The sequence below is a fragment of the Mucilaginibacter daejeonensis genome (assembly GCF_020783335.1).
GTDB lineage: Bacteria > Bacteroidota > Bacteroidia > Sphingobacteriales > Sphingobacteriaceae > Mucilaginibacter > Mucilaginibacter daejeonensis.
Map to the genome: position 1 here is coordinate 189736 of NZ_CP086068.1, position 13456 is coordinate 203191.

Sequence of the window (13456 nt, forward strand, 5' to 3'; positions counted from 1 at the left end):
TTTAGGCCGACATGCGAGGGGCTACGCCGATCATATTCAGGATGCTTTCTACATACTCGCGGTCGTTGGCCAGGCGGGGTACCTTGTGCTGACCGCCCAGTTTGCCACGCTGCTTCATCCAGCTTACGAACGTACCATCAGGTACAGCATGCACTTTAGGGCGGCACAGGGCCATATCCTTAAAACGCTTGGCATCATAATCGGAGTTCACCTGGCGCAGGGTCTCATCCAACAGGTCAATGAACCGCTCGAACTCGGCCGGCCGTTTTTCGAACTCGATGATCCACTCATGTCCACCGCTTTTATTATCAGTAAAGTAGATCGGCGCTGCCGTGTAATCGCGGATGATGGCCTCCGTTTGACGGCAGGCCTCGTCCAGCGCACGTTCGGCATTGTCTATGATCACTTCCTCGCCGAAAGCATTAATAAAATGGCGTGTACGCCCGGTGATGCGTATGCGGAAGGGATCGAGCGAGGTGAATTCGACCGTATCGCCGATCATGTATCGCCAAAGCCCGGCATTGGTGCTGATGATGAGCGCGTAATTCTTACCCAGTTCCACTTCATCCAGCGTTAAGGTGCGCGGATCCTCGTCGTGCAAATTCTCCAGCGGCAGGAACTCGTACCAGATGCCGTAATCGAGCATCAGGAGCATGTCGCCGGGTTCTTCAAGGTCCTGGATACCGAAAAAGCCTTCACTGGCGTTATAGGTCTCCAGGTAATACATGTCATCCTTAGGGATCAGCTTTTTGAACTGCTCACGGTAAGGCGTAAAGTTCACCGCACCATGGAAGTACAGCTCCAGGTTTGGCCATATCTCAAGCAGGTTGTTCTTGCCGGTCATTTCCAGCATGCGCTTGAACAGCAGGATGTTCCAGGTAGGCACACCGCTGATCGTGGTCACGTTCTCTTTCATGGTGGCCTGTGCCATCTTCTCGATCTTCTCTTCAAAATTCTCGAGCAGGGCGATGGTCAGGTCGGGCGTGCGGTAGAACTCGGCCCACATAGGCAGGTTCTTCATGATCACGGCCGAGAGGTCGCCAAAAAAGATATCGGAATTTAGCTGACCTACCTGGTGGCTGCCGCCCAAAGTGAGGCCTTTACCGGTGAACAGCAAAGCATCGGGGCGGTTGTTACAGTAAATGGTGAGCATGTCCTTACCACCTTTAAAGTGGCATTCTTCCAATGCTTCCTCACTTACGGGTATGAACTTGCTGCGATCATTAGTGGTGCCTGATGATTTAGCGAACCAGCGTATCTCCGAAGGCCACAACACGTTCTGCTCGCCTTTGAGCATGCGCTCGATGTAAGGCTTCAGCGTGTCGTAGTTTTGTATGGGTACCCGCTGTTTGAACTGTTCAACGGTGTAAATGCTTTTGTAATGGTGCTTGCGGCCCCACTCGGTATCACGGGCGGTGCCCACCAGCTGATCGAACCACTCTTGCTGTACCTCATTGGGGTACTTCATAAAAAGCTCGATCTGGTGGATCCGCTTTTTCATCAGCCAGGTAACAACAGAGTTTATAAAGGTCATAAAAGTCCAGCCAAATTAAGCAAACGTTTTAATTCTGCATCATTTATCGTTTCCTTCTCCGATTTGTCAAATATAGAAACGAGGAACACTTCTTCACCTTGTATATGCACATAAGTGATCACTCTTGCTCCACTGCTTTTACCCTTGCCTTTGCTTTTAATGGCCAGGCGTATCTTGTAACAGTTCTTGAAGATCTCGTCGCCTTGTATCGGCTGTGACCCCAGATCGTCGATTAGTGTCGACAGGTCATCCTTGATGGACCGGTACTTTTTCGCTAACGCTTTTAGCTCTTTAGCAAAGTTAGATGTGTAGAGTACCTTATAGCTCATTCAGCAGGTCTTTGGCTGATCGGAGTTCTGTCTTTCCGTCCAGGTGCTGCTTTACCTCGTTCATGCCTGATCCAATGCTATCGGCCACTTTGGAGGTGATATCTTTAGGTTGCGATGTTGCTTCTTTGAACACGGAGCGAACAGCCTTTAACAGGCTTTTATCATCCGTATCGAGGATCAATTTTACCAGCTGTATCTTCTCGGCTTGCAGGTCCATATCTCAAATTTAACGATACTTAGTAATTAGACCTTAATTAACAGGTAAAAGTTTTACGATGATCAATGAACATCACGCAAAATTCTTCCGCTTTAGCACAAAGTTGGCGCCGAGGTACACTTTGCGTACCATCTCGTTGGCGGCCAGTACCTCGGGTTCACCCGATTCGAGGATCTTACCTTCGAACAGGAGGTAGGCACGATCGGTGATGGATAGCGTTTCCTGTACGTTGTGGTCGGTAATGAGGATGCCGATATTGCGGTGCTTGAGTTTGTACACCATACTTTGGATCTCTTCTACCGCGATAGGATCTACACCAGCAAAGGGCTCATCCAGTAAAATGAAATTAGGTTCGGCGGCCAGGGCGCGGGCGATCTCGGTACGGCGGCGCTCGCCACCTGATAGCAGGTCGCCACGGTTCTTGCGTACGCGGTGTAAGCTGAACTCATCGATCAGTTCTTCCAGCTTGTCCTTTTGGCGGGCCTTGGGCATGGTGCCCATCTCCAGCACGGCTTTGATGTTGTCCTCGACCGATAGCTTGCGGAACACCGAAGCCTCTTGCGCTAGGTAACCGATACCCTTTTGCGCACGACGATACATAGCATCATTGGTGATCTCCTCATCATCTAAAAAGATGTGACCTTCGTTAGGTTTGATCAGGCCCACGATCATGTAAAAGGAGGTGGTCTTGCCGGCACCATTAGGTCCTAACAGACCCACGATCTCGCCCTGCGAAACATTGAACGATACATCGTTCACAACGGTACGCTGCTTGTATTTTTTTACCAGGTTGTCGGCACGTAGATTCATGTGTTGGTGGAGTGTGAGTGGTTGAATGGTGAGTGGTTGAATAGTTCAACTTCAAGCCACCTTTCAACAACGTATCCCTTTTATGTTTAATTGTATAGAACGCTTGTCGCGCCAAATGTTTTCTTCAATGGTGTAGCAGATGTCGAACGGTTTGCCTTTCCTGATCTCTTCAATGCATTCGCCCTGGTTAAAGGCGATACAGTCGAACAGCGGAGAGCCATCCTGATACACCGTCATTTTGATGTGGTTGCTGCCCACCAGGCTTACCTGCCCCAAAGCCTTCACTTGCCTTGTGATGAACACCGGGCACATATTCTCGGGCCCGAACGGACCGAATTGGGTAAGCACCCGGAAGAACTTAGGGGTAATGTGCTCCAGCGCCAATTCAGCGTCGATCTGGATCTCCTGCACCAGTTGCTGCTCGGTGATAGAAGCGCTTACCACTTCCTCAAAACGCTCGGCAAAGGCCTCTACCTGCTCGGGGTGCATGGTGAGGCCTGCAGCGTATTTGTGGCCACCGAACTGGATGAGCAGGTCGCTGCAGCCGCAAAGTGCCTCGTAAAGGTCAAAACCCACTACCGATCTTGCCGATCCGGCCACATGACCGTTGGATCGCGTAAGTACGATGGTGGGGCGGTAATATTTTTCGGTAAGGCGTGAGGCCACGATGCCGATCACGCCCTTGTGCCATTTTTCGCTGAAGACCACGGTAGATCGCCGGCCAGCCGATCGCTCGTCGGCAGCGATCATGCTTAGGGCCTCGTCAGTAATGGCCAGGTCGTGTTCTTTGCGTTCAACGTTCTTTTCACTGATCAGCAAGCCTTTTTCCTGCGCCATGTCCGGGTCATTGGCCAGCAATAATTCTACAGCGTGTTTAGCATCATCTATACGGCCGGCGGCGTTAATGCGCGGACCGATCATGAAAACGATATCGGCAATGCTGTAATTGGTGGTCTTGCCTGATAGGCCCATCAATACCTTGAGGCCGGTACCCGGGTCGGTATTGATCTTTTGTAGGCCGTGACTGGCCAGTATGCGGTTCTCGCCGGTAATGTGAACAATGTCGCAGGCTATGCTGGTGGCCACCAGGTCAAGGTAACGGGTCACGCTTTCAAAAGGCATATCATGCACTTGGGCATAGGCCTGTATGAGCTTAAAGCCTATACCGCAGCCCGATAGTTCCTTGTAAGGGTAAGGGCAATCGGCCCTTTTGGGGTCCAATATGGCCACGGCATCAGGTAGCTCGTCGCCGGGGTTATGGTGATCGCAAATAATGAGATCGATGTTGAGGCTGTTGGCATAGGCCACCTTGTCTACGGCCTTGATCCCGCAATCGAGTGCGATGATGAGTTCAAAACCGTTGGCGGCCGCGTGGTCGATGCCTTGGGTGGATATACCATAACCTTCCAGGTAACGGTCAGGGATGTAATACTCCAGCCTATCATACAGCTGCTCAAAAAAGCTGTAAACCACGGTGACGGCAGTGGTGCCGTCCACATCATAGTCGCCGTAGATCAGGATCTTTTGCCCTTTGGCTATGGCCTCATCAATGCGGTGAATGGCCTGCTCCATGTCCGCCATTAAAAATGGATCGTGCAGGTGGCGCAGGTCGGGCCTGAAATAATGGCGCGCCTCATCAAAGCTCAGGATATTGCGTTGCAGCAATAAAGTGGCCAGCACTTCGTCTATCCCTAAACGCGTGGCCAGCTCCCTTACGGCATTAATGTCCTGCTCATGCTTTACTGCCCACCGTTTTTGCATACCTTTGCTAACGTCAAACTTTAAATGTAAGTGTTGGATCGTATATCCTGCAAATCTACACTTCTTCTTGTACACTATGGAAATTTTTGCGCTGGGCGAAGGCTCCTACTCGGTAGATTCCACTAAACAGTTCATCCCTTTTAACCCGCTCACTGATAATTTCAGAGACCGTCCGGGTTCGTTGTTCATTCATGTGAACCCGTTCCTGGTGAAGACCGACCAAGACCTGATCGTGTTCGATAGCGGCCTGGGCCTAAAAGATGCCAACGGCGAACTGATCATCCACCAGCGTATACGTGAGGCGGGTTTTGCGCCTGGCGAAGTAAGCTTGGTGCTGCAATCGCACCTGCACTATGATCATACCGGTGGTTTGGTGGTCGAGCGTAACGGCCAACTGGAACCCAGCTTTCCGCAGGCGCTTCACGTGGTACAAAAAGGAGAGTGGGAAAAGGCCTTGTCGGGCACCTCTACTTCATACCGGGCACCAATTTTCGAAGCCTTGCGTGACAAAGGTGTAAAGATCGAGTATGTGGAAGGTAGCGGCGAGATCAGGCCCGGAATTCACTACGAGCTATCAGGCGGGCATACGCAATATCACCAGGTATTCCTGATAGAGGAGGACGACCAGAAATGCTTTTTTGGAGGGGACGAGCTGCCCGAGCCGGAGCAACTGTTGCGTAAATTTGCGGCCAAGTATGACTATGACGGCCGTAGAGCGATGGAACTGCGTGAAGAGTATGGAGAAAAGGCGGCGGCCGAGCATTGGGTATGCTTATTCTATCATGCCAAGACCACCGCGATAGGTACCGTTGAGCACAATAACGATACCTATGTGATCAAGCCGTATTAAACGGCTTTTTCTACCGAAAATAATTCTTTGATCTTCTCAACATTGAGTGGTTTGGATATGAAATCCTGAACCAGATCGTATGACTTGGCCTTACTAATGTCATTACTGAACACCGACGATGAGATGATATAGATCTTTGAGCGGCCGTTAGGATCGATGCCTAAACGTTTGTACTCGTCCAAGAACTCCCAGCCATTCATGATCGGCATGTTGATATCGAGCAGGATATAGTCTGGTAACAGGTCGGGGTCTTTAGCTTGGATCTCCAGTAACTGGTCTATCGCATAGCTTCCGTCAAGGCAGGCATTTATCTCGGTGTATACTAACGCTTTCTTGATCAGCTTTATCGAAATAAAGTTATTGATCTCATCGTCATCAACCAGCAGGATACTTATAGGTTTCGAAGTGCTCATCGTCATACTTGTTATTACGGGATCTGTTCGTTAAATGTTTCAGCCCGTAATGGTTAAAAAAAAGGCCCTGATATACATCAGAGCCTTAGTATACGATCGTAAATATGAAAAGTTACCGGGTAGCTACCAAATTTATGTTCAAGAAAAAGTCATCGTCGATGGCTTTGTCGCCAATGCTGGCAAAAAAGCTTTTCGATCCGTATTTAATGTCATATACGGTACGGTTAACTTTTACTTCAGGAGCGTTAACAGTAACGGTGTTGCCGCTCACGGTGTAAGTTGCAGGGAAAGTGATCGCGCTGCTTTTGCCTTTGATCACCAGGTTACCGGTAACGTTAGCTTTACCAGCACCAGTAGGGGTGATCTTGGTAGCAGTAAAAGTAGCGGTCGGGTATTTCTCGGTACCAAAAAAGTCATCAGCTTTCAGGTGACCTTCTAATTTACCTTTGCCATCGCCGGTCAGGTCGGTCGATTCTAAAGTTTTCATGTCAACCACGATAGTACCACCAGCTAAGGTCTTGCCGTTCACCAGAACGTCGCCCGAAGCTAATTTGATCGTACCGTTGTGTTGGCCGGTCACTTTTTTACCGATCCATTTGATCTCGCTTTTTTGAGTGTCAACTTTGTAAGTTACTGGTGCAACTGGCTTAAAAGCAACCAAAGCTACCGCAGTGATCGCTACAAATAATGTCATTAATTTTTTCATGTGTGTATTATGGTTGAGCAAATGTATACGAAATATTTATATGTTTAAACATCTATCATTTTATTTGCTTTTTGATGACAATTTAAGCAAGTCGTCGTTAAATAAGCATGCCTAACATAAAGATCTATTTTTTGACGGTATGTAGCCTGCTGCTTGGCGGCACGATCACGGCGCAACCTAAAAGCCCTGCGCAACTTTATCCCGGTCTGTTCGAGGCCGTGCAAATGAATCAGGTATATGCCGATGGTAAGACCTTTGTTGATGCCACGCCGCGCCGCCCCGCTGCTGCGATCAACAAGCAATACCAGGAACAAAGGTCTCAGCCCGGCTTCGACCTACGCAAATTCGTGAAGGCCAACTTCGCGGCCCCTGAGGTAGATAGTGGTGTTTTTAAAAGTAATATATCTGCAGGTATCCGCAAGCATATCGATACCCTGTGGACCGTGCTGAAACATGTGGCCGATACCGCAAAAGGTACCTCGCTCATTCCGCTGCCTTATGATTACGTGGTACCCGGCGGACGTTTCCGCGAGGTGTACTACTGGGATTCGTACTTTACTATGCTGGGGCTTGAAGAAAGCAAGCGCTACGACCTGATCGAAAGCATGGTGAAGAACTTTGCTTACCTGATCGATCACTATGGGCATATCCCCAACGGTAACCGCACCTACTATCTGAGCCGCTCGCAGCCTCCGTTCTTTTCGTTGATGGTGGAGTTGCTGGCCAAAAGCAAAGGCAAAAAGGTGCTGGCCACTTATCGACCGCAGCTGATCAAAGAATATAACTATTGGATGAAAGGAGGCGATGCGCTCAAAGCAGGTACCGCCACCGCTCATGTAGTGCGCATGGCCGACGGCAGCCTGCTTAACCGCTATTGGGATGCCAGCGATAAGCCGCGCGAAGAATCATACCGGGAGGATGTGCTGGCCGCTAAACAAAGCAAGCAGCAGACGGCGCAGTTCTATCGCAATATCCGGGCAGCGGCCGAGTCGGGCTGGGATTTTAGCAGCCGCTGGTTCAGCGATGGCAAATCGCTGCCCACCATACAGACCACCGACCTGGTGGCGGTAGACCTAAACAGCTTGTTGTATCACCTGGAGCAGGTGATCGCCCGGTCGTACGAGCAAAGCGGAGACGCCAAGACGGCCGCCCTTTATTGTACCAAGGCCGCCAAACGCAAAGCGGCCCTGATCAAATATTGCTGGGACGGCAAGCAAGGTCTTTTTTATGACCATAATTGGCGTACCGGCAAGCTATCCACCCAAATGACCATTGCTACGGCTTTCCCGTTGTTCTTCAACATTGCCTCGGCACAGCAGGCCAAAAGTGTGGCCGCAGTGATCAAAAGCAAATTTGTGCAACCCGGCGGTGTGGCCACCACGCTAATCGGTACCGGCCAGCAATGGGACCAGCCCAACGGTTGGGCGCCGCTGCAATACATCACCGTAGCAGGACTGCGTAACTACCAGCAAAACGACCTGGCTAAAAGCCTTGCCCTGCGCTGGATGGCGCTCAACATCACCACCTTTAAAAAGACCGGTAAGCTATCCGAAAAGTACGACGTACAGCACACAGCCTCCAAAGCCGGCGGCGGCGAATACCCCCTGCAAGACGGTTTTGGATGGACCAATGGAGTATTGTTGAAGTTGATGAATATGTACGCTGAACCGGAATTTTAAGAATTTCTCGAATTATCAGAATTGACTTACGCTCTCCAGCCACGTCATGGCGAGGAACGAAGCCATCTCTGCGGAGGACATTCAAACCTGATCAACCTTGTCATGCTGATGCATATCAGCATCTCTCTTGCTCAGTTGACCACTAATCTGTTCGCGGAAGGGGTGGCTGTAGCTGGTACTTGTTCCTGTGCCCTGTTAGGCTCGGTAAACTGAGTTAACTCCCGCCTGTGGATGTTACTCAGTGCTGTGGTCGCCGCAACATTACTGATGCCGTGGGAGAACGTTGGCGTTAGGCCTGTATTTTGATCGCCACTATCACCAACAAAAAAAGCGCTTGGTTGTCCAAGCGCTTAAAATTCTGTCAATTATATAAATTCTTAAAATTCCGGTTCAGATATTTCAAGTGCCGTATTCAGGCGTTGTCACTTCGCTTTCCTCAAATTCATATTCGGTCAGTGGAGGGCATGAGCAGATCAGCGTACGGTCGCCATAGGTATCGTTCACACGACCTACTGATGGCCAGAACTTGTTGTTGGCCACGTATGGCAGTGGGAAGGCTGCTTTTTGGCGGGTGTACGGATGGCTCCAATCGTTACCTGTGATCACGGCCGCGGTATGCGGGGCGTTCTTCAACGGGTTGTCGGCTTTGTCTGACAGGCCTTTCTCCACATCATCTATCTCATGACGGATGGCTATCATGGCATCACAAAAACGGTCAAGCTCGTGCTTAGGCTCCGATTCGGTAGGCTCCACCATTACGGTACCCGCTACTGGGAATGACACGGTAGGTGCGTGGAAACCATAATCCATCAAACGTTTAGCGATATCGGTCACCTCGATGCCGAAGTTCTTGAAGGCACGGCAATCCAGGATCATCTCATGTGCACAACGGCCTTGTGAACCTGAGTACAATACCGGGTAGTGATGCTCTAAACGGGTCTTGATATAGTTGGCGTTCAGGATCGCGTATTTAGTGGCATTGGTCAATCCTTCGCCGCCCATCATGGCGATGTAAGCGTGTGAGATGATCAAAATAGAGGCTGAACCCCATGGCGCTGCCGAAACAGCCGGGATCGATTTGCCTTGGTCGATATCTACCACCGCATGGCCTGGCAGGTAAGGCACCAGGTGTTTAGCTACACCGATAGGGCCCATGCCGGGGCCACCGCCACCGTGAGGGATACAGAAGGTCTTGTGCAGGTTAAGGTGACAAACGTCGGCACCGATGGTGGCCGGGCTGGTCAAACCTACCTGGGCGTTCATGTTGGCGCCGTCCATATATACCTGGCCGCCGTTAGCATGGATCACCTCACATATCTCAATGATCGATTCCTCGAACACGCCGTGGGTTGAGGGGTAGGTCACCATCAGGCATGATAGTTCATTTTTATATTGCTCGGCCTTGGCTTTCAGGTCGGCTACGTCAATGTTGCCGTTATCGTCACATTTCACCACCACGATCTTCATACCGGCCATAGCCGCCGATGCAGGGTTGGTGCCGTGTGCTGATGACGGGATAAGCGCGATGTTACGGTGAGCATCGCCGCGATCCAAATGATAAGCGCGGATCACCATCAGGCCGGCATATTCACCTTGAGCACCTGCGTTAGGCTGCAAGCTCATGGCGGCAAAGCCGGTGATCTCGCTTAGCCATTTGTTCAGTTCGTCAAAGATCTGCATGTAACCGCCGGTTTGATCTACCGGGGCAAATGGGTGCATCTTGCCCAGTTCAGGCCAGGTCACCGGGATCATTTCGGTGGTAGCGTTCAGTTTCATGGTACATGAACCCAGCGCGATCATGGAGTGGCAAAGCGAAAGGTCTTTAGCCTCCAATGATTTGATATAACGCAGCATCTCATGCTCTGAATGGTGCGAGTTGAACACCTGGTGGGTCAGGTATGTCGAGGTACGTTGTAGTTCGGCTGGTATGGTGGTCTCCAGGTTAGCTTTCAGGTCATCAAAAGCAACATCGTTCAAGGTCTTGCCTTTTACCTTGGCAAAGAAGCGGATCAATGTTTTGATGTCCTCTGGTGTGGTGGTCTCATCCAAAGCGATGCTTACTACCGAACCATTGTAATGTAGGTTCATCTCGTTGTTCAAAGCCTCACCGTGGATCGGGCCAACCAGATTGCCTACATCGAACTTAACGGTATCGAAGTAGCTGCTGTTCAGTTGCTCGTAACCTAATTGTCCCAAAGCATTCGACAGCAATACGGCCATGCCGTGTATACGCTGCGCGATCAGCTTTAACCCCTGCGGACCGTGGTACACGCCATACATACCAGCCATGATGGCCAATAGGGCCTGAGCGGTACAAATGTTAGAGGTAGCCTTATCGCGGCGGATGTGTTGCTCACGGGTTTGCAAGGCCATGCGCAGGGCATAGTTACCGGCGCTATCGATGGTCACACCAATGATGCGGCCCGGCATCGAGCGTTTATATTCTTCTTTAGTAGCAAAAAATGCAGCATGCGGACCGCCAAAGCCCATAGGCACACCAAAACGCTGGCTGGTACCTACCACAATGTCGGCACCCCACTCGCCCGGAGGCGTTAACAGTACCAGGCTCATCAGGTCGGCCACTACGGTCAGCTTGATGTTCTTGGCGTGTGCGGCAGCGGCAAATTCGGCATAGTTATATACCTGGCCATCTTTAGCCGGGTATTGAACGATCGCACCGAACATATCATCGGTCAGTTCCACGGTGCGGTGGTCGCCGATCACCAGGTCAATGCCGTAAGGCATCGAGCGGGTCTTCAAGATATCGATGGTTTGCGGGAACACCTCTTCAGAAACGAAGAAAGTATTGGCTTTTTGGTTTTTACGCAGGCTGTACTGCATGAACATGGCCTCGGCAGCGGCAGTACCCTCGTCAAGCAGCGATGCGTTGGCGATCTCCATACCGGTAAGGTCAAGCACCATGGTCTGGAAGTTCAGGAGCGCCTGTAAGCGGCCCTGAGCGATCTCGGCCTGGTAAGGGGTGTATTGGGTGTACCATCCCGGGTTCTCCAAAATGTTACGCTGAATAACACCCGGCACGATCACATCATAATAACCCTGACCGATGTACGACTTGAACACCTTGTTCTTAGATGCCGTTAGCTTCAGCGTGTTCAAATAATCGAACTCGCTTTTGGCAGCCGGTAAGTTCAACGGCGTTTTAAGCCTGATCTTTTCGGGTACGGTCTGGCCAATTAATTCGTCGATGGATGCAACACCAACGGTCTTTAGCATTTTGGCGGTGTCGGCATCGTTAGGAGCGATGTGCCTGGCCTCAAATTTTTCCTGATAATCAATGTTCAGTTTCATGCAGCGGAATGCCCTTTTAGTTTGCCGCAAAGGTACAGCTTTAAGGCTTCATTAACAATTAGTAAACTGATCGTGACACTGTTTTAGCTTTGCCCCGATCATGCGGTGCGGCGTAAATTTATTTACTTTGCATGCCGTCCGTGTTGCAAGCATAGGATGGCTTAAATACTTCATCATGTCAAGCGTTCCAAAAAAAGTGGTGGTGATCGTCCCGTTCTATAAGCCCGGGTTGACCGGGTATGAGCAGATCGCGCTGGATCAGTGCAGCAAGATACTGGGCAGCCATACCATTGTGGCCATTAAACCGCATTGGTTAACGCTACCACCCGAGGCCGCCAAACTAAAGCTGGCCGCCACCGAAAGCTTTGACGACAGCTACTTCACCAGCATTGCCGGCTACAACCGATTGATGCTGGCCGAAGAGTTCTACGCACGCTTCCTGGAGTATGAATACATGCTGATCTACCAGTTGGATGCATTTGTATTCAAGGACGAACTGCTACACTGGTGTGATCAGGGTTACGATTACATTGGCGCGCCATGGTTACGCTACATTGGCCATGTAGATGTGGTAAAGGCCATTAAATCCAACTTTAAATATTACTATCACACCAAGTACGATGTCAAGATAGATGGCGTGCCCAGCAATATGCAGTTCGAGAACAAGGTGGGCAACGGGGGCCTTTCTTTACGCCGCGTGCAAAAGTTCCACCACGTTACGCGAACCAGGCAGGATGATATCCAACGCTACCTGTCCGAGGAGAACAAGCATCAGTATAACGAGGACGCTTTTTGGAGCGTAGAAGTTAATCGCAAAAAGAAGTACCTGAACATTCCGGATCACCGGGTGGCTGTAGGCTTTGCCTTTGAACAGGCACCCACCCGTGCGTTGGAGCTCAATAACGGCCAGTTGCCATTCGGCTGCCACGCGTGGGACAAGTACCTCGAGTTCTGGCGGCCGTACCTGGTGCAGCAGGGTTACCCGCAAATGGACTATCAAGCCATCGTGAATTTTAAGGCTGAGCTGCCGGTCAAAATTCATTTTATGTACCGCATCTCTGATGCGGGCAACCCTAAGGCTAAGCTAAGTGTGGCCAGTAAAATGTATTGCTTAGACAACTTTTTACGGCACTTTGAGCACAATATATGTGTATATGCAGATAACTGCACACCGGAGACACTGGCGGCCATTCGCGAGCGCGGCATCGAGCCGGTGGAGCTCTCCTTAGGTAACTCAAACTCGTGGCGGTACATCGTCAAGGCGGCAATCCGCCATTTCGACCCCAATAGTTTTGTTTACCTTATCGAGGATGATTACCTGCATTTGCCCGGTTCACTTAACGCCCTCATAGAAGCGCTGAAGATCGCCGATTATGTGACCTTGTACGATCACCCCGATAAGTATAGCGATGAGCAAGGACAAAGCGCCAACCCTCATGTCACCCACGGGGGAGAGATCAGCCGCGTATTACGCACCAAAAGTACCCACTGGAAAACCACCAATTCCACCACCATGACCTTTGCCGCCCGTGTAGGCACGCTTGAGCAGGACCAAGAAGTGTGGTGGCGCTATACCCGCGATCGCCTGCCCGACGACTTCAACGCATTCCAAACCCTGCTTGACCCTAACTTTAACCGGGTGAACGGCAAGCCTAAAAAAGGCGAGGTGATGGCCCCTCAACTACGAACGCTCATCAGCCCTATACCTGCACTATCCACCCATGCCGAGCTGGCGCACCTGGCCCCGTTAACGCAGTGGCATGGCTTTGATGATTGGGAAAAGGCTTGATAACAAGGTTTAGGAAAGCAACAAGACAGTTGGCGGCAAAGAGGACGTTCTTTAAAATT

11 protein-coding genes are annotated in these 13456 nt (G+C 50.7%); 3 read left to right on the plus strand and 8 right to left on the minus strand.

All coding sequences use genetic code 11. The features are described 5' to 3' along the window. Window position 1: 1 nt before the first annotated feature. The 5 genes from LLH06_RS00870 to recJ form a co-directional block, all read right to left on the minus strand. The gene (locus tag LLH06_RS00870) at window positions 2-1534 is read right to left on the minus strand and encodes a GH3 auxin-responsive promoter family protein (RefSeq protein ID WP_228171349.1); all 1533 of its coding nucleotides are present in this window, start codon (window positions 1532-1534) and stop codon (window positions 2-4) included. Beyond that, complete coding sequence (locus LLH06_RS00875) at window positions 1531-1863, minus strand: type II toxin-antitoxin system RelE family toxin (RefSeq protein ID WP_228171350.1); 333 nt, start codon at window positions 1861-1863, stop codon at window positions 1531-1533. The genes LLH06_RS00870 and LLH06_RS00875 overlap by 4 nt, the downstream gene beginning before the upstream one ends. Then, complete coding sequence (locus LLH06_RS00880) at window positions 1853-2080, minus strand: hypothetical protein (RefSeq protein ID WP_228171351.1); 228 nt, start codon at window positions 2078-2080, stop codon at window positions 1853-1855. The genes LLH06_RS00875 and LLH06_RS00880 overlap by 11 nt, the downstream gene beginning before the upstream one ends. Window positions 2081-2152: 72 nt before the next feature. Continuing rightward, the gene (gene lptB, locus LLH06_RS00885) at window positions 2153-2890 is read right to left on the minus strand and encodes an LPS export ABC transporter ATP-binding protein (RefSeq protein ID WP_228171352.1); all 738 of its coding nucleotides are present in this window, start codon (window positions 2888-2890) and stop codon (window positions 2153-2155) included. 63 nt (window positions 2891-2953) lie between these two features. Next, window positions 2954-4651 carry a single-stranded-DNA-specific exonuclease RecJ gene (gene recJ / locus LLH06_RS00890; protein ID WP_228171353.1) on the minus strand — a complete coding sequence of 566 codons (1698 nt, stop codon included), beginning with the start codon at window positions 4649-4651 and terminating at the stop codon, window positions 2954-2956. A 76-nt stretch (window positions 4652-4727) separates the two neighbouring features. Between recJ and LLH06_RS00895 the strand changes: the two genes are divergently transcribed. Continuing rightward, the gene (locus tag LLH06_RS00895; RefSeq protein WP_228171354.1) at window positions 4728-5501 is read left to right on the plus strand and encodes an MBL fold metallo-hydrolase; all 774 of its coding nucleotides are present in this window, start codon (window positions 4728-4730) and stop codon (window positions 5499-5501) included. Here LLH06_RS00895 and LLH06_RS00900 read toward each other — a convergent pair. After that, entirely contained in the window at window positions 5498-5914 is a 417-nt protein-coding gene (locus LLH06_RS00900) for a response regulator (protein ID WP_228171355.1), read from the minus strand. The genes LLH06_RS00895 and LLH06_RS00900 overlap by 4 nt on opposite strands. A gap of 112 nt (window positions 5915-6026) precedes the next feature. Further along, window positions 6027-6620: a YceI family protein gene (locus LLH06_RS00905; protein WP_228171356.1), complete on the minus strand. Its 594-nt coding sequence runs from the start codon at window positions 6618-6620 to the stop codon at window positions 6027-6029. 107 nt (window positions 6621-6727) lie between these two features. Here LLH06_RS00905 and treA point away from each other — a divergent pair, with 107 nt between their 5' ends. After that, window positions 6728-8299 (plus strand): alpha,alpha-trehalase TreA, encoded by a 1572-nt coding sequence (gene treA / locus LLH06_RS00910; protein ID WP_228171357.1) that lies wholly within the window; start codon window positions 6728-6730, stop codon window positions 8297-8299. Window positions 8300-8698: 399 nt separating this feature from the next. Here treA and gcvP read toward each other — a convergent pair whose 3' ends face one another. Further along, complete coding sequence (gcvP, locus tag LLH06_RS00915; RefSeq protein WP_228171358.1) at window positions 8699-11608, minus strand: aminomethyl-transferring glycine dehydrogenase; 2910 nt, start codon at window positions 11606-11608, stop codon at window positions 8699-8701. A gap of 175 nt (window positions 11609-11783) precedes the next feature. Between gcvP and LLH06_RS00920 the strand changes: the two genes are divergently transcribed. Further along, window positions 11784-13397, plus strand: coding sequence for a DUF5672 family protein (locus LLH06_RS00920; RefSeq protein ID WP_228171359.1), 1614 nt, complete (start codon window positions 11784-11786; stop codon window positions 13395-13397). Window positions 13398-13456 lie beyond the last annotated feature (59 nt).